At 44.3% G+C, this 23,959-nt stretch carries 22 protein-coding genes; 17 read left to right on the top strand and 5 right to left on the bottom strand.

The genetic code is table 11. The features are described 5' to 3' along the window. Positions 1-99: 99 nt before the first annotated feature. The 3 genes from F7Y48_RS10720 (at position 100) to F7Y48_RS10710 (ending at position 3,137) form a co-directional block, all read left to right on the top strand. The gene (locus F7Y48_RS10720; protein WP_264301655.1) at positions 100-672 is read left to right on the top strand and encodes a hypothetical protein; all 573 of its coding nucleotides are present in this window, start codon (positions 100-102) and stop codon (positions 670-672) included. Between the two features lie 169 nt (positions 673-841). Further along, on the top strand, positions 842-1,420 hold the full coding sequence (locus F7Y48_RS10715; protein ID WP_308400518.1) for a hypothetical protein: 579 nt from the start codon (positions 842-844) through the stop codon (positions 1,418-1,420). 613 nt (positions 1,421-2,033) lie between these two features. Then, the gene (locus F7Y48_RS10710; RefSeq protein ID WP_258508530.1) at positions 2,034-3,137 is read left to right on the top strand and encodes an alpha/beta hydrolase; all 1,104 of its coding nucleotides are present in this window, start codon (positions 2,034-2,036) and stop codon (positions 3,135-3,137) included. Between the two features lie 116 nt (positions 3,138-3,253). Here F7Y48_RS10710 and F7Y48_RS10705 read toward each other — a convergent pair whose 3' ends face one another. Beyond that, on the bottom strand, positions 3,254-4,390 hold the full coding sequence (locus tag F7Y48_RS10705) for a multidrug effflux MFS transporter (RefSeq protein ID WP_258508529.1): 1,137 nt from the start codon (positions 4,388-4,390) through the stop codon (positions 3,254-3,256). Positions 4,391-4,489: 99 nt separating this feature from the next. Here F7Y48_RS10705 and F7Y48_RS10700 point away from each other — a divergent pair, with 99 nt between their 5' ends. Further along, positions 4,490-5,263, top strand: coding sequence for an AraC family transcriptional regulator (locus tag F7Y48_RS10700; protein WP_170901826.1), 774 nt, complete (start codon positions 4,490-4,492; stop codon positions 5,261-5,263). A gap of 93 nt (positions 5,264-5,356) precedes the next feature. Here F7Y48_RS10700 and F7Y48_RS10695 read toward each other — a convergent pair whose 3' ends face one another. After that, positions 5,357-6,265 carry a LysR family transcriptional regulator gene (locus F7Y48_RS10695; protein ID WP_316683937.1) on the bottom strand — a complete coding sequence of 303 codons (909 nt, stop codon included), beginning with the start codon at positions 6,263-6,265 and terminating at the stop codon, positions 5,357-5,359. A 135-nt stretch (positions 6,266-6,400) separates the two neighbouring features. Here F7Y48_RS10695 and F7Y48_RS10690 point away from each other — a divergent pair, with 135 nt between their 5' ends. The 9 genes from F7Y48_RS10690 (at position 6,401) to mnhG (ending at position 14,473) form a co-directional block, all read left to right on the top strand. Beyond that, positions 6,401-7,120 (top strand): SDR family oxidoreductase, encoded by a 720-nt coding sequence (locus F7Y48_RS10690; RefSeq protein ID WP_316683935.1) that lies wholly within the window; start codon positions 6,401-6,403, stop codon positions 7,118-7,120. A gap of 396 nt (positions 7,121-7,516) precedes the next feature. Continuing rightward, complete coding sequence (locus tag F7Y48_RS10685) at positions 7,517-8,452, top strand: universal stress protein (RefSeq protein WP_046875927.1); 936 nt, start codon at positions 7,517-7,519, stop codon at positions 8,450-8,452. A gap of 110 nt (positions 8,453-8,562) precedes the next feature. Next, complete coding sequence (locus F7Y48_RS10680) at positions 8,563-8,754, top strand: hypothetical protein (RefSeq protein ID WP_005392611.1); 192 nt, start codon at positions 8,563-8,565, stop codon at positions 8,752-8,754. Positions 8,755-8,920: 166 nt separating this feature from the next. Continuing rightward, complete coding sequence (gene mbhE, locus F7Y48_RS10675; protein WP_258508526.1) at positions 8,921-11,590, top strand: hydrogen gas-evolving membrane-bound hydrogenase subunit E; 2,670 nt, start codon at positions 8,921-8,923, stop codon at positions 11,588-11,590. Beyond that, entirely contained in the window at positions 11,590-11,943 is a 354-nt protein-coding gene (locus F7Y48_RS10670) for a Na+/H+ antiporter subunit C (protein ID WP_167427378.1), read from the top strand. The genes mbhE and F7Y48_RS10670 overlap by 1 nt, the downstream gene beginning before the upstream one ends. Further along, entirely contained in the window at positions 11,940-13,436 is a 1,497-nt protein-coding gene (locus tag F7Y48_RS10665) for a Na+/H+ antiporter subunit D (protein WP_258508525.1), read from the top strand. The genes F7Y48_RS10670 and F7Y48_RS10665 overlap by 4 nt, the downstream gene beginning before the upstream one ends. Beyond that, positions 13,433-13,909 carry a Na+/H+ antiporter subunit E gene (locus F7Y48_RS10660; RefSeq protein WP_046875929.1) on the top strand — a complete coding sequence of 159 codons (477 nt, stop codon included), beginning with the start codon at positions 13,433-13,435 and terminating at the stop codon, positions 13,907-13,909. The genes F7Y48_RS10665 and F7Y48_RS10660 overlap by 4 nt, the downstream gene beginning before the upstream one ends. Next, entirely contained in the window at positions 13,902-14,180 is a 279-nt protein-coding gene (locus F7Y48_RS10655) for a cation:proton antiporter (protein WP_005392606.1), read from the top strand. The genes F7Y48_RS10660 and F7Y48_RS10655 overlap by 8 nt, the downstream gene beginning before the upstream one ends. Next, positions 14,180-14,473: a monovalent cation/H(+) antiporter subunit G gene (gene mnhG / locus F7Y48_RS10650; RefSeq protein ID WP_054867462.1), complete on the top strand. Its 294-nt coding sequence runs from the start codon at positions 14,180-14,182 to the stop codon at positions 14,471-14,473. The genes F7Y48_RS10655 and mnhG overlap by 1 nt, the downstream gene beginning before the upstream one ends. 26 nt (positions 14,474-14,499) lie before the next feature. Here the strand turns inward: mnhG and F7Y48_RS10645 are convergent, their stop codons facing one another. The 3 genes from F7Y48_RS10645 to F7Y48_RS10635 form a co-directional block, all read right to left on the bottom strand. Further along, positions 14,500-16,506, bottom strand: coding sequence for an acetoacetate--CoA ligase (locus F7Y48_RS10645; protein WP_316683928.1), 2,007 nt, complete (start codon positions 16,504-16,506; stop codon positions 14,500-14,502). A gap of 87 nt (positions 16,507-16,593) precedes the next feature. Then, positions 16,594-17,520 (bottom strand): electron transfer flavoprotein subunit alpha/FixB family protein, encoded by a 927-nt coding sequence (locus F7Y48_RS10640; RefSeq protein ID WP_176319299.1) that lies wholly within the window; start codon positions 17,518-17,520, stop codon positions 16,594-16,596. Then, the gene (locus F7Y48_RS10635) at positions 17,517-18,269 is read right to left on the bottom strand and encodes an electron transfer flavoprotein subunit beta/FixA family protein (protein WP_258508523.1); all 753 of its coding nucleotides are present in this window, start codon (positions 18,267-18,269) and stop codon (positions 17,517-17,519) included. Before F7Y48_RS10635 ends, F7Y48_RS10640 begins: the two co-directional genes overlap by 4 nt. 156 nt (positions 18,270-18,425) lie before the next feature. On the opposite strand from F7Y48_RS10635, the gene F7Y48_RS10630 reads away from it, so the two are divergent. From F7Y48_RS10630 to F7Y48_RS10615, 4 genes are all read left to right on the top strand, one after another. Continuing rightward, positions 18,426-20,063 (top strand): electron transfer flavoprotein-ubiquinone oxidoreductase, encoded by a 1,638-nt coding sequence (locus F7Y48_RS10630; RefSeq protein WP_258508522.1) that lies wholly within the window; start codon positions 18,426-18,428, stop codon positions 20,061-20,063. 241 nt (positions 20,064-20,304) lie between these two features. Continuing rightward, positions 20,305-21,105, top strand: a complete 801-nt coding sequence (locus F7Y48_RS10625) for an ABC transporter ATP-binding protein (protein WP_005392600.1) — start codon at positions 20,305-20,307, stop codon at positions 21,103-21,105. Beyond that, positions 21,105-23,057, top strand: coding sequence for a long-chain fatty acid--CoA ligase (locus tag F7Y48_RS10620; RefSeq protein ID WP_258508521.1), 1,953 nt, complete (start codon positions 21,105-21,107; stop codon positions 23,055-23,057). The genes F7Y48_RS10625 and F7Y48_RS10620 overlap by 1 nt, the downstream gene beginning before the upstream one ends. After that, entirely contained in the window at positions 23,057-23,950 is an 894-nt protein-coding gene (locus F7Y48_RS10615) for a branched-chain amino acid ABC transporter permease (RefSeq protein ID WP_005392598.1), read from the top strand. The genes F7Y48_RS10620 and F7Y48_RS10615 overlap by 1 nt, the downstream gene beginning before the upstream one ends. The last annotated feature ends 9 nt before the right edge of the window (positions 23,951-23,959 follow it).

Raw genomic sequence — 23,959 nt, 5'->3', positions numbered from 1 at the left:
CTTTATAGCTTCTTTCCTTCGAGTAAAAAATCATTTGAAAAAATGAATATATCCTAAGACCATACCTGAAAGGATAAATGAGTACTGAAGAGGCCTATAATGATTTATAAAATTTCCGACTGTCACAATGAATATAAAATTGTGAGCACTACGCCTAGTTCTGTCGCTAGGCAGTTAGGTGATATAGATTTAATAGAAAAAATCGTTGTGCAGCCATTAGAAAACTTTTCTTTAAAAAGTATATGGGGTGAAGTGGATATTGAGTTTGAAGATGTTCTCAAGAAAGACTCATTACTTCCAGATATCAGTTTATGGCTACGAGTTTTCTTAGTGCTTTCCCCTAAATCTTATGCATATTTAAAAGAACCACTGAGCAAAGTAGGTGAGTTCTTATCGATTCGTTATCAAGGAGAAGAGTGGTACTTATATACACCATTGGAGTTTGGGCCAGAAGATAAAGACAAGTGTGTCCAAAAACTTGAATATGGTAGCTTAGCAGGTTTAGAGGTGTTAGTGTTTAATGGAAACGGTGTTACGGAAAAGGCCGTTTTTAAGTCAAAGATGCTAGGACCGACCTTTCTGTATTGTACGGAATCGTTTAAGAGTTTGTGCGAGAGAAATGATCTAGGTGGAGTTGTGTTCTCATCTAGTTTGACAGACCCATTTAGTTAACTAATCGGTCGGCAAGAAATTGACTTATCAAAAATGACCTCTTGTATTAACGCCAATTTTATAATGCAATTCTTCGTAATCAGCACTTTGAAGTGAACTTATTTCGAGTCAAAATAGACTTAAAGGATAACATTTACTTATTGGAAGGTAAGAGTGAAGCTTGGAAAAGATGATGACGGTTTATAAGATTAACGATAATTTACATGTGTTTCAGACGATATGCACTTGTCCCGATGAAGTCGCTACCCAGCTAGGGGATTTCAATTATTTTGAGAAGATCTTATTACAGGGTGTTGAAAATAAATCTCTGAAAGGTATTTGGAAGCCTGCGGTAGTCGAGTTTGAAGACGTGTTAACAAAAAATTCTGAATTACCTGATATTAGCTTATGGTTGCGTACATATCTTGTTTTATCTCCGAGGGCATATGAAATCTTGAATACTTATCTATCAGAGGGCGGGGAGTTTTTACCTGTTAACTATCAAGGCGAGAAATGGTATTTATATACATCGCTGACTTTTGGAAAAGAAGATAGACAAAAATGTATAGAAAAGATCTCATATGGAAGCCCGGACGGGTTAGAGGTCCTTGTGTTCATTGATGACGATGTAAAAGATAAAGTGATCTTTAAATCGAGATTAGAAGGGGCCGGCAACTTATACTGTACTGAGAAGTTCAAGGTTATATGTGAACAAAATCAGCTTAATGGGCTTGTATTCTCTTCTAATTTGACAGAATCATTTAATTAACGTCGCTATCACCAATCATTTTAACTATTAGTGCACGCTGGTGCATAATTTATGTGCTCTCTCTGGAATGCGATAGCTATAGGTGGTATTCGGAGCCATTCGCCGTTGGTTAGAGTACTTCGCACGTAGAACAGGATTATTAACCCCCATACACTTTGCAGATTTCAATAGCTGGTTTTGAAAATAAAGTGATATTTGAATTTTTGGCATAACGAGCGAGCCACTTTATTATTTAGTAAGTACTTTGCTAGTTTTATCAGTACCCCTTAGCATTTAGTTAACATATGGTTTGAAAATGTCATAGCTTTGTCGGAGGAACGATTTTGGGGCGAAAGTTTTTGATAGATGGTTTCACAACGATTATCAAGCTTTAGGTAAATTTCATAGTTTTGCGATGAGAGTGGCTCATGTGAGCCCCTGAGACTAATTGACTTAGGCACTTACCGTTATGGCAGGTTTAGACCAATCTTCGGAAGATTAGGCAAGCAATGCGTAGTATCTGGTTAACGAAAAAATACGAAAGTTGCAACAATGTACGTGTCAGTAAAGTAGGAGCGATAAAGCATCCGCGTACTGTACTCATCGTGTGTTACGTTAATTAGGAGTGTCTACCATGAAAAGCCAGAACGACAATCAAGCAAGTTACCAAGATGAACCTGATGAAGGTCGTCGCAATATGATGAAAATGACGGGTGCCAGCGTGGTTGCTATGGGAGTCGGATCGCTCTCAACGAGTTCCGTTCAAGCTGAGACGCAAATAAATCTTGGTGACACCTGGGATAAAACATTTACGAAAAGTAACCAAGTTCAACATCGCAAAGTGAGTTTTAAAAACCGTTATGGCATCACGTTGGCAGCGGATCTTTATCAACCTAAAAATAAAAGTGGCAAGCTTGCGGCTATCGTCATTAGTGGTCCATTTGGCGCTGTGAAAGAGCAGTCTTCAGGGTTATATGCTCAAACATTAGCCGAGCGAGGCTTCATTACTTTAGCGTTTGATCCGTCGTATACCGGAGAGAGTGGTGGTGAACCAAGAAACGTTGCATCACCTGATATCAATACAGAGGACTTTAGCGCAGCTGTGGACTTTATTGGCCTACAGAAAGACGTTGATCGTCAGAAAATTGGTGTGATAGGCATATGTGGTTGGGGCGGCATGGCGTTAAACGCAGTTGCTACAGATAAACGCGTCAAAGCAGTCGCAACCAGTACGATGTATGATATGACCCGTGTAATGTCTAAAGGCTATAACGACAGTACGACGTTTGAGCAGCGCACGCAAACGTTAGAGCAGCTAAGCCTACAACGATGGGAAGATGCCGAAAATGGAACACCTACTTACGGGCCAGTATCGCTTGAGTTAGTTGGAGGTGAGCCCCAATTTGTTATTGAGTATGCAGCCTATTACAAGTCTCCTGAACGTGGCTTTCATCCACGAGCGATTAACTCAAATGCTGCATGGACACTCACAACGCCGCTGTCGTTTATGAATATGCCAATTCTGACCTACATTGAAGAGATATCTCCACGCCCAGTGTTGTTCATTCATGGCGAAAAGGCGCACTCTCGCTATTTCAGTGAAACGGCGTATGAAGCGGCGGCAGAGCCTAAAGAATTGATGATCATTCCAAATGCGAATCATACCGATCTCTACGATCAATTGGATGTGATCCCATTTGATAAATTAGAGAGCTTCTTTAAGGTTAATTTAGTTTAGATCGCCCTCTAGAAGACAACTGAGGAGCGGTTACTATTGTGCTCCTCAGTTCCTATTGATTGAAAAATTCTCTAGATTCTCGGTTAACCATTACGGAGAGTATTTCATTATTATACTCACAAGTCGGTATGAACTTGTTTTGTAGAAAACGCTAATAAAATCGCTAAACAGCTACATGCTAATAGAACGACACCTAAGTTTTGTACTGTTCCAGCCATCGCTAATCCCGTCCCGATCATGATGTAGTACATGAGCCCAAATAAAGCACCTGCGCTACCTACCTGTTGTTTATAATCAACGAGTGCATCACTGAGTATGTTGGGTATCGCAATCCCATACGACATGACGACTAACATCATTGGAGCAACAAACCAGATTGATTGGCTCAGAATCAACACACCGACTGATCCCAAACTAAGCAATACTGCTGAGAGCCAAAGTAGTTGGCTTTTTCGAACATTTTTAGACACTAGGGATTTGTTTAAATAACTCCCAAGCAGAGTGCCTAACCCCAGTACCATGCCACTGTATCCAAATTGTTCGGAGCTATACCCAAGTGCTGAGAAAGTAAATGCGCCAAGCTGGTAATAAGAAAATAGAGCAATGTTATACAAAGCAACCAGTAATCCTGAGCGCCAAATTCGCGCGTCTCTTACCATTTTCCAGCTAAGTTGACGCAACCGTACTGGTGTCTGTTCTTTCTGTGTTTCAGGAAGCTTAATAACGTTATAAGCGAGCAATAATAACGCGATTAAAAACAAGGCAAAAAACACATAACGGTATCCACCAAGCGCTGTAAGCTGCCCGCCTAATAGCATGCCAACTACCGGGCTGATTGATAGACCCATCCCCATTAAGCTGAAGACTTTACTCAGTTCTTGACCATCAAATGCGTCACGAAGCATGGTCTGTGTGACAACGGAACCTACCGCGATACCAAATGCGCTCAGGGCTCGCGCAGCCATGACAACAGCAAAACTCTCGGTTTGAGTTGCGAGTAAAGACGCACAACTATAGATAAAGAGCCCAATAAGCATGGTAGGCCTTCTTCCCAGTTTATCTGCGAGCACTCCCCAAACTACAACGCCAATGGCAAAAGCTAGGAAGTAAATCGACAATGTTTGGGCTGCTTGTGCGTGGTTTACATCAAATGATAGAGCGATTGAGCTCAACGCTGGGCTATAGATGGTTTCTACAATTTGTGGAAACATCAACATAACCAGCATGAGCCATAAAGAGGGCTTAGTATTCATATTGTTACCCATCGTTAATGAAGTTGGCGGGCAGTATAAATGAGGCTATGATTGATCTAATAACAACATAAAAACCAAATACATCAACATTCGGACAAAATGGCACTTATTGACGAAGAAACACAATTTGACGCAGACAAAATTTCTAATTGTGTAGTGGGAATTGCTGCGGATATTGGCAAGCACGACTCAGGTATGCATCAGCACAAGAAAGGGCAATTGTTGTACGCATCTCAAGGTTGTATGAGTTTTGCTCTGAAAGATTCGATTTGTATTCTGCCCCCGACAAAGGCGGTTTGGATCCCACCTAATACGCCGCATCGCGCACTGATGACGAATGTGGTTGCGTATCGATCTTTGTATTTTGATTGTGAGGTGTTTGCGTGTCCGAGTAAGATCACGATGATAGAAGTGAATAATTTACTCCAAGCCCTCATTGATAAAATGTCATTTTGGGAGTGGGATAAGCCTAACAGCGAGATGCTAAATACGACAGCACTCTTCTGGGAGGAGTTTTATGCTGCGAAACGTTATTCGTTTCAGTTGCCTTTGCCATCACATCGGCGCTTAACAACATTTCGCCGGGAGTTGGTTGAACCTTCATTTCTCGCTCCTTCGCTTACTACTCTTGCAAGCAAAGTGGGGGCAAGTACCAAGACGGTAACACGATTATTTAAGTCGGAAACGGGTATGAATTATCAAGATTGGCGTCAACAGTGGAGGCTCTTAAAAGCAGTTGAATTGTTATCAACGGGAATGCAAGTTAGCGCCGTTGCTGATTGGCTGGAGTTTTCTTCAGACAGTGCTTTTATTGCATTTTTCAAAAAGCAAACTGGGCAAACACCGCTAATGTTTATGAAAACTAGACCTTAAAACATCACGATGCTTACGTATTTCTTTAGTACAAATTTGGGCTTTATAGATTCCGTATATATTGGTTCACATAGTGAAATGCTATCGAGCACGTTACTTGTGTTTACTCGGCAGCTGACGAAAATATTGAGTAGCAAAGTCAATAAAGGCTCGGATGCGTTTTGGTTGATGTCGGTCGTGATGGTAAAGGAGTGAAAACTCCACACTCGGAATGCTCCAGTCGGTAAACGCTTCTTTTAGCTTGCCTGTCTGGAGTTCTTGTTGGCAATAAAGTGCTGGCACACGGATGATACCATTTCCCGCCAACGCTGCTTTTATCATTACTCTGCCACTCTTACATCGTAACTGTCCACGTATCTGGTGTTCCGTTGACTGCTTTGTATTTGTGTTCTCGAATGCCCAGCGTGTCACACTACCTGTCAAACAAATGTGTTTTTCTAAGTCTTTTGGATGCGAAGGATAGCCATGTGTTTCTAAATAACTTGGGCTTGCGTACGTCCCCATTTCCACATCAATCAGTTTGCGAGCGATAAAGTTGGAGTCGTCTAACTTTCCCATTCGAAAAGCGATGTCGAATTCATCCGCGATTAAATCGACACGATGGCTGCTAAAATCTAAGTTAATGTTCACTTGTGGGTGTTGGATTAGAAACTGAGCAACGATATCTGCGACAACGTCTTCCCCTAAATAACCCCCCACGCAGTTGATACGAATTTCGCCTCTTAATTCTTCTACATCATCAACCACTGCCATAACAGCTTGATCAATATTGTGAAGGGCGGTTTCACACTGTTTATACAGAACCTTGCCTGCTTCGGTGAGCTTCAGTGTTCGAGTGGTTCTTTGTAGCAAAGTGGCACCAATCTGTTGTTCCAGATTTGTTATTTGACGTGAAACGTGTGAGCGAGAAACGCCAAGTTGCTCTGCTGCTTTCGTGAAGTTTCCTAGTTGAGCGATTAGGACGAAAGAGCGGATATCCGCAAGGTTGATGTGTGTTTGCATGATGACTTCTGCGTAATTCAAAAAAGTATTGTTGCAGTATAACAACAGTGTTTCAACTAAGTCGGTATATATCAACAAACAAAGTTTTCTTAAACTTATCGCCATTGAGGTAAACCGTTCTATTAAGGATTCAAAATGAAAAAGTTAATTGTTATTACAGGCGCTAGTTCAGGCATTGGTGAAGCGATTGCACGTCATTTCAGCGAACAGGGCCATGCTCTTCTTTTGTTAGCAAGACGTGTAGAACGTTTAGAAGCATTAAACTTACCAAATACGCTTTGTGAAAAGGCAGATGTGACCGATAAAGCTTCTTTTGAAGCGGCAATTGAGAAAGCAGAAGCGTTGTATGGTCCGGTAGATGCACTTGTAAATAACGCAGGCGTTATGCTTCTAGGCCAGATAGATACTCAGGACGCATCGGAGTGGAAGCGCATGTTTGATGTGAACGTACTTGGCTTGCTAAATGGCATGCAGTCCGTTTTAGCACCGATGAAAGCGCGTAACAGTGGTACGATCATTAATATCAGCTCTATTGCGGGCAAGAAAACATTTCCTGATCATGCCGCTTACTGTGGTACCAAATTTGCGGTTCATGCGATTTCTGAAAACGTACGTGAAGAAGTCGCATCATCGAATGTTCGTGTTACGACTATTGCACCTGGCGCAGTGGAAACTGAATTACTTTCACATACTACGTCTCAAGATATTAAAGATGGCTATGATGCTTGGAAAGAGGATATGGGGGGCGTGTTGGCAGCCGACGATATTGCACGAGCAGTGCTGTTTGCTTATCAGCAACCGCAAGGTGTATGTGTTCGCGAAATTGCTTTGGCACCAACAAAACAGCAACCTTAACATTAATTTACAGCGACTTCTGGATCATTAGGGCTGTGAATATTTGCACACTGATTCGTGATTGATATGGCATCTTTCAACTAAGTCGTATGAAAATTTAGGTTACCCATTTAAGTCCGTAGCCTAAGTGTGTTATTGCTTATACCCAAGTTACTCAAGGTGAGAAAAAGCTTTGAGTAATTTGGGTTTTTATTTGGTCTCAATTTTTAGTATGTAGCTCTATTGGGGTCAGCGGGCCACAGTCGTAAAGAAAAGGAGAAGGTGACGTAAAGCAAAATGAAGCAATATCCATAGCTTAATGAGAATTGATTTCATCAACGTCACAAGCCGTTACAATTATCCGTTAGGTATTATACTTTGTGGGTGGTTAATATTTAACCAAACAAGGAGGTGTGTATGAAACGATTCGCGAACATACTTTTTGCAACACAAGGATTGCCTGGTCATAGTGAGGCGCTCGAACAAGCGATGAGGATCGCATCCAGCAACAAAGTACCTGTTTCAGGGCTAATTGCGTGCCCCGACTTCCCCGCGGATATGCTCCAGTATCAGCAAAGTTATGAGCAATCGCTACAAGACTCCCTCAAACAAAGCATTCAGGAATACAGACAGAAGCTCGATCTTTCTGAAGATGATCTGGCATTTCCTCTTACTGTGAAAAGCAGTGAAAAACCCGCTGTCTGTATCATTAAAGAAGCATTAGCTGACAACAAAGATCTTATCATCAAAGAAGCTGAACCACTCGGTGAAGGCGCTGAAGGCTTCAAAGCCATTGATATGACACTGTTACGCAAATGTCCTTGTCCATTATGGTTACACCGACCGATTGATAAGCCGAGAGACAAACGCCGTGTGGCTGTTGCGATAGATCCGTTAACGGCGAGCGATGAACAGCACTCATTAGCGGTGCGTTTGCTTGAATTATCTCGTTCAATAGCCGACACCTGTGACAGTCGTTTACATGTGATTTCTTGCTGGGAATATTACTTAGAGAACTACCTACATGACAATGCTTGGATTCAAGTCGACGATGCTGAGTTGAAACATGAACTCGACAAAGCAAAAGCCGATCATAAACAAGCTCTACAACAACTGCTGGAAGAGTCGGGGATTACGGGTGAAATTGTGATTCATCATTTACACGGAAAGCCTGATGAAAAAATCCCGGATTACGTAGAAAGCATAGAAGTGGACGTTCTAGTCATGGGTACCTTAGCGAGAACTGGGATATCTGGCTACGTCATTGGTAATACGGCTGAAAATATTTTGCAATCTATAAACTGTAGTTTGGTCGCTCTTAAGCCCGATGGTTTTGTATCGCCGATTCAGTAATTGGTGTGTAACAAACCTAGGTTTAAGTGGTTGTTTTAGGTAAAGGAGGGAGACGGAGTTCTAGAACATGGAATTATCAGTGTATCAATAAGTTATCAGAGGAGAGTGACATGAAAAACCTATGCCCGAAATGCCACACAGAAATGATAGAACGTTCGAACGTTTATGTTTGTCCGAGAAATGATATCGGTGACTGCACCTACGATGCGTTCGAGTTAACTGATGACGATAATCCATACACATTCAGTCGAGAACACGTAAGTAGTGATCTACGTTCTTACACCGTAGCGGACAGCAAGTAGCTGTTTGTATTAACGTTCCTTTAAGTAGCATTCAGTGATTGCTGTTTGCTACTTATCCCTTGGTTTTATGATCTTTTTTGAAATACTTGGGCTAAAACAATCAAGTGGAGCTTTTTATCTTTGCGCCAAACAGGGCGAACTTTCTTATAAAAATGAATGGGCTGCGATGTTGAATAGCATAACGGGTAAAGAAAACCTGCCGAAAAATCCCGATAATCAGTTGGTCTTACTGATTTTCCCTGTGCTGCCAATTTTAATCTTCTCTTTTCTTTTTTACATCTACACACCCACAGGCGTAAGCTGGAATGCGGAATGGATACCTGGCCTCGATATTAACTTCAGCTTTAGGTTAGATGGTCTGTCATTCCTTTTTGCCGGGCTGATCAGCGGGATTGGCGCACTGATCCAAATATACGCTTTGGCTTACTTACGAGAGAGTGATAGCCGATTTTCCTTTCATTTATACCTAACCCTATTCATGCTTGCCATGCTAGGGATTGTGATGAGCGATAACATCCTATTGTTGTTCGTTTTCTGGGAACTCACCACCATCACCTCTTACTTGCTGATTGGTTTTAATCACGAAAACAAAACGTCACGAAAAAATGCACTGCAGTCGTTGATCGTTACCGGTGCTGGTGGGCTAGCGTTGCTAGCTGGTCTTATCTTGCTGGGAGCAATGGCAGGGAGTTATGAGCTAAATACCATTATCGAGCAGGCAGACACTATTGCGCAGCATGAATGGTTTATCCCATCTCTCGTGCTCATACTACTTGGTGCATTTACTAAATCTGCGCAGTTCCCGTTTCATTTTTGGCTACCTAACGCGATGGCAGCGCCCACTCCAGTCAGTGCGTATTTACACTCGGCAACAATGGTAAAGGCGGGCATTTACTTGTTAGCACGTTTATCGCCAGTTTATGCTCATAGCGAGGTTTGGTTTTATGCCTTAGTGATCACAGGGAGTATCACCGCCGTTTGGTGCACGTTTGTCGCATTAAAACAAACTGACTTGAAGCTGATGCTAGCCTACAGCACGAACGTGGCTTTGGGGAAACTAACATTATTGTTAGGTATGGGCACAGATTTGGCCGTGAGCGCAGTATTGATGTTTATTCTCGCTCACTCTTTCTATAAAGCAGCGCTGTTTATGGTGGTGGGCAATATCGACAAAGCGACAGGAACACGAGATATCGATCAACTGTACGGCTTGAAGTCAGTGCTCGTCATCAGCATGGTTGCGGGGAGTTTGGCTGCATTGTCTAAAGCGGGATTCCCGCCGTTGTTAGGCTTTTTGAGCAAAGAATACATGTACAAATCCGCCGTAGAGCTCAATAACTGGATCGCCTTTGTACTTTTAATCGTGAATATACTGATGGTTGCGCTAACTATTATGCTTATTGCGAGACCATTCTTTGCTCACCGTGCTCTCGTGCCAATTGAAACGAAGCCGATTGAGGCCCAAAAGGCTATGTGGGTTCCACCTTTACTCTTGGCACTTGGCAGTCTCATCGTTCCTTTAGTCGGTTTAAATTGGTTAGATCGCAATATCATTTTTCCGGGCTCTGCTGACATTCTGCCCACAGCTGCTCTTAAAGCGACATCATTATGGCATGGTGTGAATGTACCGCTGGTCCTAAGCGTTATCACGCTAGTATTGGGGTATGTGGTGTACCGTGTTTATCCTACTGTGTCTGCATTTTTTCAGCGGTTACATCTGTTCGTACCTAAAGCGGAGAACGCTTTTGAACGACTATTAGATGGCATGATGACACTGGCGAAGTGGCAAACGGCGCTGTTGCAGCAAAAGAAGTTGAGTCGTTATGTCCTGCTATTTTTCACGGTACTCGCCGTCGCTTTGCTTGGTCAGGTAGCATTTATTCCTCTGCCTTTGTTTGAACAGCTTTCAAACGTGGCTTTCTATGAGATTGGCATTGCCTTATTGCTGGTTGGTGCAGCGATCGTATGTACGTTGTCTCACTCAAGGCTTCTTGCGATTTCTGCGCTAGGCATGATTGGTTTTATGACCACGCTTGTTTTTATGATCTACAGTGCTCCGGACGTCGCGAAGACTCTACTGTTAGTGGAAACATTAATGGTGGTCTTTTTAGCATTGTTAATGCGTCATATGCCGCGTTTAACCACCGTGCCCAAGCATTCAATAAAACGTAAATTGGCGAATGTTTGTATAGCGGGCGTGATAGGTGTTTCGATTACTTTCCTCTTGTTAGGAATCACGTCCCAGCCGATGGATTCATCGGTGTCGGAATTCTTTGCGGAAAATAGTGTCCCAGGCGGGCATGGGCGCAATATTGTCAACGTCATTCTCGTCGACTTTCGTGCGTTTGATACATTGGGAGAGGTTGTCGTCGTTGTCATTGCTGGGATTGCAGCAGTGAGCTTGCTTAAGACAAGAGCGAAAAAGCAAAACCGTATTCAATCATTAATTTTTGCAACCACGGCACATATCGTCGCGGCGCTCATGCTCGTGTTCTCAGTGTATCTGTTATTACGTGGTCATAACGAACCGGGTGGTGGCTTCATTGGTGCATTGATTGCCGTTATTGGCTTATCGCTTCTCATGTTCGCGGAATCACCGAAATACGTTCGTTCTAGATTGTATTTCAAGCCGTTTTTCATTGCGTTATCTGGCATTGCATTGAGCTTGATATCAGGAGCTTTGAGCTTTGCGTTTGATAAACCGTTTTTAACCGGGTTGTGGTGGAAAGATGTGATACCACTGGGTACGCCGTTGGTTTTTGATGTTGGTGTTTATCTTGCCGTTATAGGTGGCGTGATGGGGATGCTGCTTCGTATTAATGAGGAGCTAGAGTGATGGAAATTGTCTGGAGTGTTGTCGTTGGAGTATTTGTCGCCGCAGGTGTTTATTTAATGCTTGAAAAACATATCTTGCGTCTTTTGTTCGGTATCATGTTACTCAGTAGTGCGGTTAACCTTGCTATTTTTACCGCGGGAAGGCTGACTCCTGGAGAGCCGCCATTGATTGGCGATAATGCACTTTTGCCACCAGATGGCGCGGCAAACCCATTACCTCAAGCACTGATTTTAACCGCGATAGTCATCGGTTTTGGGCTACTTATTTTTGCTTTAATGTTGTTCTATCGAGCTTATAAAGATTCTGGAACCGCAGACGTCGACGAAATGCAACGTTCTGAGGAGGGTCAATGAGTTCGATTTTGCTGACGTTACCTGTTGTTCTTTCATTGAGTACGGCGCTGACCATTTTCTTTGTACGTCGCTCAACAAAAAGTGCTGAGTGGTTAAGTGGCGCGAGTGCGATTTTGAACCTTGTTGTCGCAGGCTTTCTCACAGAAAACATCATAAGTAATGGTATTCAAGCCGTTGCTTTTGGCCAGTGGCAAGCACCGTTTGGTATCGTTTTTGTCGCAGATTACTTCAGCGTTGCCATGGTGATGATTACGGCGGTGATTGGTGCGATATGTGTTTTCTATGCCATGGCGGACCTTCACCGAAAACCTTCCTATAGCAATTACCATGCGTTGACGCACGTGTTGCTTGCTGGTGTTTATGGCGCGTTCCTCACCGGAGATATTTTTAATCTGTATGTTTGGTTCGAGGTCATGCTCATCGCGTCATTTGGTTTAATGGTATTAGATGCAACGAAAACTCAAATTGATGGGGCAGTGAAGTATGTGATGTTGAACCTGATTTCGACGCTAGTGTTCTTACTTGCCATCGGTTTGTTGTATGGTGCAACTGGCACCTTGAACTTGGCCGATCTCTATACCAAAGCGGGAGAGAGCGAACTGAGCATCAACATGATGTTGTCCGCCTTGTTTTTGTTTGCCTTTTCTATCAAAGCGGCACTATTTCCTTTATTTGCTTGGTTGCCAGCTTCTTATCACACCTTACCAAGTGGTGTGGTTGCGCTGTTTGCTGCGTTGCTTACTAAAGTCGGCGTATACGCGTTAATACGAGTCTTCACATTAGTATTTCCGCTCGCCGAGAGTGGTTGGCAGCCGACGTTGATTTGGATTGCTGGCCTCACCATGTTAACGGGCGTTTTGGGGGCGGCAAGTCAATTCGACATTAAGAAAATTCTTTCTTTTCACATCATTAGCCAAATAGGTTACATGATAATGGGATTAGCGATTTACACTCCTTTAGCTTTGGCTGGCGCTATTTTCTACATTGTTCATCACATCATTGTAAAAGCGAATTTGTTCTTAATCGGTGGCTTTATTGAGCGCAAATATGGGTCTAGTCAACTTGAACATTTGGGCGGGGTATATAAAGCAATGCCTTGGTTAGCGTTCTTGTTTCTTGTCCCTGCGTTTTCTCTGGCAGGATTTCCGCCGCTCTCTGGTTTCTGGGGCAAATTCTTGGTCATCAAATCGAGCATACAGGCTGAATATTACTGGTTAGCCGGTACCGCGCTATTGGTGGGGCTGCTTACCGTCTACTCGATGACGAAAATTTGGAGTGAGGCATTCTGGAAAAAGCCGGTTAGGGAGAAAACAGAACAGACTCTGCAAGTCAAAGTACATTGGTTGTATTGCGTTCCAATTGCCGTATTGACCATGTTCACGTTGATCATAGGCTTGGTGGCGGAGCCTTTTTATCAGTTTTCTGTTCAAGCCGCTGAACAACTGTTAAATCCGAATGAATACATTCGAGCGGTATTGGGAGGAAATTTATGATCTATCTATTCCTCAATCTTTTCTTAGCATTAGCATGGATGATGTTAAACGGCAGTTATTCGAGTTTGAATTTTATTGTCGGATTTACGGTCGGTTTTTTTGCCTTACGGTTGAGCCAACCATTTGGATTAAAAACCAGCTACTTTCGACGTTTTGCGTCGGCATTAAAGTTACTGGTGTACTTCGCTTATGAAATGATCATATCGGTTGCAAGAGTCGTGTGGGATGTTGTGACGCCAACGCATTTGAGCCAGCCAGATATCGTCTATGTCCCTTTGGACGTCGATTCCGACCTTGAAATCACCTTACTTGCGAATATGGTTTCGTTAACACCGGGCACACTCAGTTTGGACGTTACGCCTGATAAAAAGCATCTTATCGTTCATGCCATGTTTGCTCCTGAGCATGAAGCAGTTATCCGTGGAATTAAAAACGGATTAGAGCATCGAATTTTGGAGGTGACGCGTGGATAGTTGGCTGCAAATAAGTGTCACTTTTGCCTATGCAGGGCTATTACTCAGTTTCGTTATGGCTTTCTTCCGTTTAATTTTAGGACCAACGCTGGCTGACCGAGTTGTGGCGTTAGATTTGATTTCATTTATCACCATCGGTTTTATTACGGTTTACACCTTAGACAGTGGTGAGGATGCCTTGTTAGATATCGCCATTACATTAGGTTTGGTCGCATTTCTTGGCACAATCGCATTTGCGCGTTTGATCGTTAAAAGGAAGGAGAAAGAATAATGGATGTGTTGATTGGGCTGTTTTTATGTTTAGGGACGTTATTGATCCTAAGCGCTAGTTTAGGTGTGTTGCGGTTGCCAGATCTATATACCCGAATGCATGCCGCAACCAAAGCCGGTACCGTCGGAGTTAGTTGCTTACTACTAGCGGTTGCCCTCTCAATTCCTGAAGTCACCGTGATCTCCAGAGTTATCGGTACGATGTTGTTTATCGTTCTCACGGCGCCAGTCGCCTCCCACTTGCTCGGCAGAGCAATGCGAGAGGTCGGATATAAGATTTGGCGCAATGATTAAGTTTTTTCTTGTTTAACCAATTGTCACTATTGATTAAGCTGGCTAATTTCTTCCAGCACTTCTGGGTTGGCAATGGCACCAATGTTTTTTACAGGTTGTCCATTAACCAATTGTTTCACTGCTAGTTCAACCAGTTTTCCTGAGCGCGTTTTAGGAATATCACTGATAGCAAAAATTTGGCGTGGTACATGGCGCGGTGAACATTTTGTTTTTAATGTTTGGCGAATTGAATCGGTGAGTTGTTGGGTTAACTCGACCTCGTGAGCGAGTTTTACTAGTAACCAGATTTCTTCAGACTGCTGGTTTAACTTGCCGACGGCGATGGAGTCCTCGACCTCGGGTAACGCGTTCACTTGCTGATAGATCTCAGCGGTGCCGATTCGTACGCCGCCTGGATTCAATGTCGCATCGCTACGGCCATAAAAAATAAAGCCGCCATGTTCGGTTTGCATCACATCGTCGCCGTGGTGCCAGATATCGGTAAACTTGCTCCAATAAGCGTTGTGATAGCGTTCGCCGTCGTCGTGCCAAAAACCGATAGGGAAATTAGGTAGCGAGTTATTGCACGTTAGTTCGCCGCGTTGCTTTGTAATCGCATTTCCCTCGTCGTTCAAAACACGCACGTCGATTCCCAGCCCTGAACCTTGGCATTCGCCTTTGTACACCGGTGAAATAGGGTTCCCAAGTACAAAACACCCACAAATATCCGTGCCGCCAGCGATAGAAGCGAGATGCAAGTCCTGCTTGATGTGCTGATAGACATAATTAAATTGTTCTGGGTAAAGCACCGAACCAGTTGAGCACAGAGTTTTGAGTGATTTCAGGTTATGTTCTAGTTTTGGAGAGCAGTTCGCATGCTCCAGTGCTTCTAAGTATTTCGCTGACGTACCAAACAGTGACACGCTATGTTCTTCCGCTAATCGCCATAAGACCGAGTGATCAGGGTAAACCGGACTACCGTCGTAAATCACTAAGGTTGCACCACTCGCAAGAGCGGAAACATGCCAGTTCCACATCATCCAACCACATGTTGTGTAGTAGAAAACCTTGTCTTGTGGTTTGGTATCGCAATGTAGTTGGTGTTCTTTGAGGTGATTGAGCAGGGTTCCGCCCACGGAATGGACAATACACTTTGGTTGCCCCGTTGTGCCAGAAGAATGCAAAATGAATAATGGGTCATTAAACAGTGTTGATTGATATTGAACTGGTTTTGGAGAAAAGTGGTGAGTAATATCAGACCAATACACAAAGTCAGAAGTGCTAGCACTCTTAGCGTTTTGTATATATTCGATTTGGCATACGCTAATAGTGGCGTATTCGGAGACACTGCTTAGCTTACTACTAAGAGTCGTGTTTTTGTCCGTCATATCGAAAGCTTTGCCTCCGAACTGGTAGCCATCACAGCAAAAAAGAACTTTCGGCTTGACCTGGCCAAAACGCTCTACGACGCTATCGATACCAAAATCAGGCGAGGTTGAAGTCCAAATGGCACCAAGACTGGTGGTGGCCAGCATGGCAATAACGGTTTCAGGAAGGTAGGGCAAATAACCCGCAACGACATCGCCTTTGCCAACACCACAATTGAGTAGCCATTGCTGAACGACAGACACTTGTTCGAGCAACTGTGTACCAGTGAGTTGCTTGTGTTCACCGCTTTCATTAGTAAAAACGATAAACTCACGCTCTGGTGATTGTTCAGCCTGAGATAGGAGGTTCTCTGCGTAGTTCAGCGTGGCGTCAGCAAACCATACTGTGTCTCTATTTACATGGTGATGATTAGAACCTGTTTGTGTCCATTTGGGACTGCCAAGGCTCTTGATTTGCGAACCCATATCTCCGATTACGTTGCAAAACTGCCAAGTATGTCGCCAAAATTCATCATTGTGCTCAATGGACCACTGGTGTAGAGACGTGTAATTGTTGATTACGGTACCTTCGGCTTTGTCTTTATTAACCTTTTCGATGAACCGTAATAAGTTGCTATTGCTGACGCGCTCAGCAGATGGTGACCAAATAGGTGCAGAATTTGGCATAGGTCCCTCTAATTTCAATTCTTTTGAATATGACCAAAAACAAAATAAAGGGGCGAACATAGCAGTGTTCGCCCCTTATCTGATCGTTTAAAGTTGTTCGGCAAGCTGAGGTAGTACCTCAAATAAATCACCAACCAATCCATAGTCGGCAACTTCAAAGATAGGAGATTCAGGATCTTTGTTGATCGCGACAATCACTTTGGACTCTTTCATTCCTGCAAGGTGTTGGATTGCTCCGGAGATCCCGACCGCAATATAAAGCTTAGGCGCAACGATTTTACCGGTTTGACCCACTTGTAAATCGTTGGCAACAAACCCTGCATCAACCGCCGCGCGAGAAGCGCCAATGGCAGCACCTAGTTTATCGGCAACTTGTTCGATCAACGCGAAGTTCTCTTTGCTACCGACCCCGCGTCCACCTGACACAACCACCTCTGCCGCGCTTAATTCAGGACGCTCTGACACGGTTTTATCGACAGAAACCAATTCAACCAATGGCTCTGAGATAGTGACCTGCTGATGCTCGATATCAGCTTGGTTGTGACAAGTAACCGGCTCAAACGCAGACGCGCGCACTGTGACGACGCGAACCTTGTCGCTGGTGGTCACTTTGGCAAATGCGTTTCCTGCGTAAATAGGGCGGATAAAAGTGTTTTCATCGATAACTTGGACAATATCGGAAACTTGCCCAACGCCGAACTTCGCGGCTATTCGCGGTGCAAGATCTTTCCCTTTTGATGATGAGCTAGCCCAGATTGCGTCAAAACCTTCAGCAATACTCACCACAATAGGTGCGATACTCTCGGCAAATTGATGCTTAAGTTGCTCATCATCGACACAAATTACATTTGATATACCATCAACGCGACAGGCTTGCTGAGCGACTTCTTCACACTGGTGGCCCACTACGATCAAAACATTGTCTTGGCTGACTTGTTTTGCTGCATTAACCACTTTGAGTGTGTCCGCATGCAATTGGTTATTGTCATGTTCCGCTATGATTAAGTTCTTCATGAAATCACCTTCGCTTCGTTACGCAGCTTATCGAGAAGCTCTGAGACAGATTCAACCTTGATGCCACCTTTTCTTTGCGCTGGAGGTGTGACTTCTTGAATGGTTTGGCTAAATACCACTTCAACACCCAGACTGTCAGGTGTGATTGTATCTAACGGCTTGCGCTTAGCTTTCATGATATTAGGCAAAGAGGCAAAACGCGGTTCATTCAGGCGTAAGTCAGTACTGATCACAGCAGGTAGGTTCATCGCGACCGTCATCAAGCCGCCATCCACTTCTCTCATGACCTGAACTTTTTGATCTTCTATCTTAACGTCGGAAGCGAAAGTTGCTTGAGGCCAGTCAAGTAGGGCTGCCAGCATCTGAGCCACTTGGTTGTTGTCAGTATCAATGGATTGTTTACCCGTAATCACAAGCTGTGCTTGTTCTTGCTCAACCAGAGCTTTGAGCAGCTTAGCTACAACTAATGGCTCTATTTTGTCTTCAGTATCGACATGAATAGCGCGATCGGCACCTAAAGCAAGCGCAGTACGTAGTTGCTCCTGACATTGGCTACCGCCGGCACTGACAACGATGACTTCATCTGCAATACCTTGCTCTTTTAGTCGTACGGCTTCTTCAACGGCTATTTCGCAAAATGGATTAATCGTCATCTTGACGTTATTGGTTTCAACATCGCTATGGTCCGCTTTCACGCGAACTTTAATGTAGGGATCAATGACCCTTTTGATTGGCACTAGTATTTTCACGTTAGATTCCTTTTTACAGTGAAGACTATGTGTTTACAGTGAAGACGATGTGATGACGTCTTTAAAATGATGTTAATTTACCTTTACGTTTGCGTCAACTTTAAATATATTGTTGCTTAACAAGTTGGCAACATGTAAAGAAAAAGGAATGCAATCATGGAAAGAGACTGCATGGAATTTGATGTTCTGATTGTAGGCGCTGGTCCCGCAGGTTTGTCTGCGGCATGCCGAATCAAACAATTAGCAGCAGAAAAAGAACAAGACCTCACTGTTTGCGTGGTAGAAAAAGGCTCTGAAGTTGGAGCGCATATTTTATCGGGTGCGGTGTTTGAAACGCGCAGTTTGGATGAGCTGTTTCCAGGTTGGCAGGAGAAAGGCGCACCACTCAATACCAAAGTAAACCAAGATAAAACCTATTATCTGGGCAACGAAATCAATGGTCATGAACTGCCTTCTTGGGCAGTGCCTAATACGTTACATAACGACGGTAATTACATTATAAGTTTGGGCAGTCTATGCCGATGGATGGCGTTGCAGGCTGAGAACTTAGGGGTGGAGATCTACCCAGGTTTTACCGCCAGTCAAGCCATCATCGATGAAGACAACCGCGTTTGTGGCGTGATCACGGGCGATATGGGATTAGACAAAAATGGTGAACAAAAAGGAAATTTCGAACCTGGTATTGAACTGCGAGCGAAGTTTACTTTATTTGCTGAAGGCGCGCGGGGTCATATTGGTAAGCAGTTGATTAATCGATTTAATCTCGCTGAAGATAAAACGCCTCAACATTACGCTATCGGCTTTAAAGAGCTGTGGGAAATACCACCAGAGCAGCATCAACAAGGGTTAGTGGTTCACGGCTTAGGCTGGCCGTTAGCGAACGAAGCCACAGGTGGCAGCTACCTCTACCATTTAGAGGGAAACCAAGTTGCCGTTGGGTTGATAGTTGACTTGAATTATAAGAACCCGCACTTGAGTCCATTCGATGAATTTCAGCGTTTTAAACATCACCCGATGATTGAGCAATACCTCAAAAATGGTAAACGAATTAGTTATGGCGCAAGAGCGATCACCAAGGGCGGTTTCCATTCGCTTCCCACGCAACAGTTTGCTGGTGGCTTGTTGATTGGCTGTGATGCAGGAACGCTTAACGGCGCTAAAATCAAAGGCACGCACACCGCAATGAAATCTGGCATGCTTGCCGCCGAAGCAGTATGTGAAACCCTTGAGAGTCAGTCAGTTATTGCTGATTATCAAAAGCATTTCAAACAGTCTTGGCTGTATGAAGAGCTTTATCAAGCACGTAACTTCTCAAGTGGAATCCACCGCTTTGGATCGTGGCTGGGCGGTGGCTTAGCGCTGCTGGAACATAACGTGTTAAAAGGTAAAGCTAAGTGGCATATCCGCTGTGATAAGCCTGATCATCAGTCTCTGTTATTGGCGGAAAACAGCAATAAAATTGTCTATCCGAAGCCTGATGGCGTGTTAAGTTTCGATCGCCTCTCTTCTGTTTATCTATCCAATATCTTCCATGAGGAAGATCAACCATGCCACTTACGACTGGCGAACCAACGGATTCCTATTGAGCAGAACCTTGAATTATATGCAGAGCCAGCACAGCGCTATTGTCCGGCTGGCGTGTATGAAATCGTACAGGGGGAGGAGCAGCCAGAGCTGCAAATAAATGCGGCGAACTGTATCCACTGTAAGACCTGCGACATCAAAGATCCAAGTCAAAATATTACCTGGACACCGCCGGAAGGTGGTGGTGGCCCTAACTATCCGAATATGTAGTCGTCTGAGAATAATTTTTATTAACAATTTATTTACTTAAAGTTTGCGTTAGTTCAAATCTTTCTCGATGAACTCGATTGCAACTTAATCTTTCAAGCACTATTCTGATTTTAAATTGACGTTTACGTAAACTGAACACAAAGTTGATGCATAGGTGTAAAAGCGGTTACCAGTATCAAAGTTAGGTTTGATCAAATAGTGCTCAATGGAACGCACTTAAATAACGAAAGGGAGATCAACTATGGTATCGGAATCGCCTCTATTGCAGGTAAACGATATTTCATTGGCTTTTGGTGGGGTGAAAGCTCTAACTGACGTGAGCTTCCATGTGAATGAAAAGGAAATTTTTTCAATCATTGGTCCAAACGGTGCAGGTAAAACCTCAATGCTCAATTGCATCTCTGGTCGATACACACCAAACAAAGGCTCTGTAATCTTCGCTGGAGATGATGTAACCAAACGAACGCCTAGCCAACGAGCTGAGTTAGGGCTGGGAAGAACCTTCCAGAACTTAGCACTCTTTTCTCATATGTCGGTACTCGACAACATTATGGTTGGTCGACATCACCTACTGAAAAACAACTTCGTCACAGGGCCACTTTACTGGTTCTCTAACGCGCAGAAAGAAGAAATGGCGCACCGTAAATACGTAGAAGACGTAATCGATTTTCTTGAAATCCAGCACATCCGTAAAGCAACCGCAGGCACGCTATCTTACGGTTTACGTAAACGTGTAGAGCTTGCTCGTGCCATTGCCTTAAAACCTAAGTTACTGCTGCTTGATGAACCAATGGCAGGCATGAACTTGGAAGAAAAGGAAGACATGGCGCGTTACATCATGGATCTGAATGAAGAGTTAGACATCACCATCATCATGATCGAGCACGATATGGGCGTGGTGATGGATATCTCTAATCGCGTATTGGTGTTGGATTTTGGTAAACACATTGCGATGGGCGAGCCAGAAGAAGTGATGGCCAACCCACATGTGAAACAAGCGTACTTAGGCGAAGAGCTACCGACATTAGAGGAGAGTGCATAATGGCACAGCAACATAATGATTGGGCAGATATAACCCGCTTAGATACCTTTCCAAAAGTATTGCAGCACAACGCCAAGCACTGGCCCGAGCAAGTCGCAATGCGTGAAAAGGAGTTTGGTATTTGGCGAGAGTTCACTTGGCAAGATTATGAAAACCGAGTGAAGTGGATGTCTCTGGCACTGCAAGATTTAGGTGTTGGTGAGCAAGACGTTGTTGGTTTGCTGGGTGATAACCGCCCGGAATGGGTATGGGGCGAGTTGGCCGCACATGCGATCAAAGGTTTCTCGCTGGGCATCTATCAAGATTCCATGCACGAAGAAGTGGCGTACCTCATCAACTATGCCAAAGCAAAAGTCGTGGTTGCCGAAGATGAAGAGCAATGCGATAAGCTACTTGAGCTCGGTGATGAGATCCCAAGCGTAGAATTCATTATCTATTGTGACCCGCGTGGAATGCGCAAGTACGACGATCCACGACTGATTGATGTTGAGCAGGTCTATAAAAAAGGTCAACTGATCGACAAAGCGGATCCGGATAAATATCTCAATATGGTTGAGGCAACCAAAGGCAGCGATCTTTCGATTCTTTGTACCACGTCGGGTACGACTTCCAAACCAAAGTTGGCTCAGCTACACAGCGGCACTTTCTTAGATCACTGTGCGGCTTATCTGCGTGCCGACCCGCGCTCCCCAGGCGACAATTATGTTTCCGTTCTGCCTTTGCCTTGGATTATGGAGCAGGTGTATGTGGTTGGTCAGGCGTTGATTTCGCGTCAAATCGTCAACTTCGTGGAAGAACAAGAAACCATGATGTCTGACTTGCGCGAAATTGGCCCGAACTTCGTGCTGCTTGCGCCGCGAGTGTGGGAAAACATTGTGGCAGACGTGTCTGCACGAATGATGGATTCCACACCGTTTAAGCAGAAGATGTACAAACTGGGCATGAGCTTAGCGAATAAAGCGTTGGAGCAGGGTAAACGTTCAAAACTCGCTGAATGGATTTTGCTACGTGCTCTGCGTGACCGCTTAGGTTTCTCGAATCTAGCATCTGCTGCGACGGGTGGTGCGGCGATGGGACCGGATACTTTCCGTTACTTGCAAGCGATCGGCGTACCACTCAAGCAGCTTTACGGTCAAACCGAAATGTGTGGTGCGTACACCGTCCACCAAGCCGATGACGTGGATTACGATTCCGTCGGCGTCGCGTTTGACAATGCAGAAGTGAAAGTCATCAACCCAGACAGCAATGGCGTGGGTGAGATCATCGCGAAAAGTACGGGCATGTTTACTGGCTACCTGAACAACCAGGAAGCGTATGACGAAGACGTACAAGACGGATGGATGCACACAGGCGATGCGGGCTATTTTAAAGACTCTGGTCACTTGGTGGTGATTGATCGTCTGAAAGATATGTCGGAAACCAGCCATGGCGACCGCTACTCTCCGCAGTTCATTGAAAACAAACTCAAGTTCTCGCCGTTTATTGCAGAAGCCGTAGTGGTGGGCAAAGGTCGACCTTGGCTGTCTGCCATCATCTGTATTCGCTACGCGATCGTCGCGAAGTGGGCAGAGCAGCGCGGTTTGGCATTTACTAACTACACCAACTTATCCGCTCAACCAGAAGTGTATCAAGCCATTCGTGAAGAAGTTCTGAAAGTGAATGAATCCCTACCGGATGCACAGAAGATCAGCAAATTCATTCTACTTTACAAAGAGCTAGATGCCGACGATGGCGAGCTAACTCGTACGCGTAAAGTGCGTCGTGGTGTGGTTGCGGAGAAATACGGAGACATCATCGAGACCATCTACAGCGACGATCCAAAAGTCGATGTGGATACGGTGATCACTTATCAGGATGGCACCAAAACACGCATTCAAACGTCGCTAGTGATTGAAACGCTTATTGAACGTGAGCCAACACTGGTGGATAGCGAACAACGGAGGATCGCATAGTGAATACGGATTTATTACTGCAACTCGTCATTAATGGCGTGATCGTTGGCATGTTGTATGGCGTGGTCGCCATGTGCTTTGTACTGATATACAAATCGACCCAGGTGGTCAACTTCGCTCAGGGTGAGTTCTTGCTGATTGGCGCGTGGGTATGTTGGGCGGCGCTTGTTCATCTGCAACTGCCATTTTTTATCGGCTTTTTACTCACGCTCGCGTTCATGATGGTGTTCGGTATCGCCGTGCAAACCATTGTGCTCAGGCCGTTAATTGGTGAGCCGATTATCTCGGTGATCATGGTGACCATCGGTCTGTCTATGTTCTTCCAAGCGCTGATGAAGTGGATATTTGGTGTCTCGGCTGTGTCGTATCCGCAAGTGTTCGAAACAAATGTGGTGAATATCGGTGGTTTGAACGTTGAGTTTGCTTACATTCTGAGTTTGATCTTCTCGATGCTCATCATGGGCGCGTTCTACTGGTTCTTCAAATTCAGCAAAATGGGTCTGGCAATGCGCGCAACGGCATTTAACCAGCAAGTCGCGCAGAGTCTTGGCATTTCCATCAAGAAAGTGTTCGCCATCAGTTGGGCTATTTCGGCCATGGTATCTGCAACAGCAGGGATTGTTATTGGGATCGTTAACGGCGTCTCTGACGCGCTATCCATTATTGGTATCAAAGTTTTCCCAGCCGTTATTTTAGGTGGCTTAGATTCTGTAGTCGGCGCAATTGTCGGTGGCATCACCATCGGGGTGCTAGAGAACTTAGCTGAGTTTTTTGATAGCCAATACCTGCAAGTGGGTAACCTTTATAACATCGCACCGTTCTATGTGCTGTTAATCATTCTTGCCTTCAAGCCATACGGCCTGTTTGGTACCAAAGATATCGAGCGTATTTAAGGAGAAATA

This window comes from Vibrio sp. 2-1-2a (assembly GCF_032648565.1).
Taxonomy (GTDB): domain Bacteria; phylum Pseudomonadota; class Gammaproteobacteria; order Enterobacterales; family Vibrionaceae; genus Vibrio; species Vibrio diabolicus.
The sequence above is the reverse complement of the archived record's forward strand: the minus strand, read 5'-3'. Positions and strand labels throughout refer to the sequence as shown.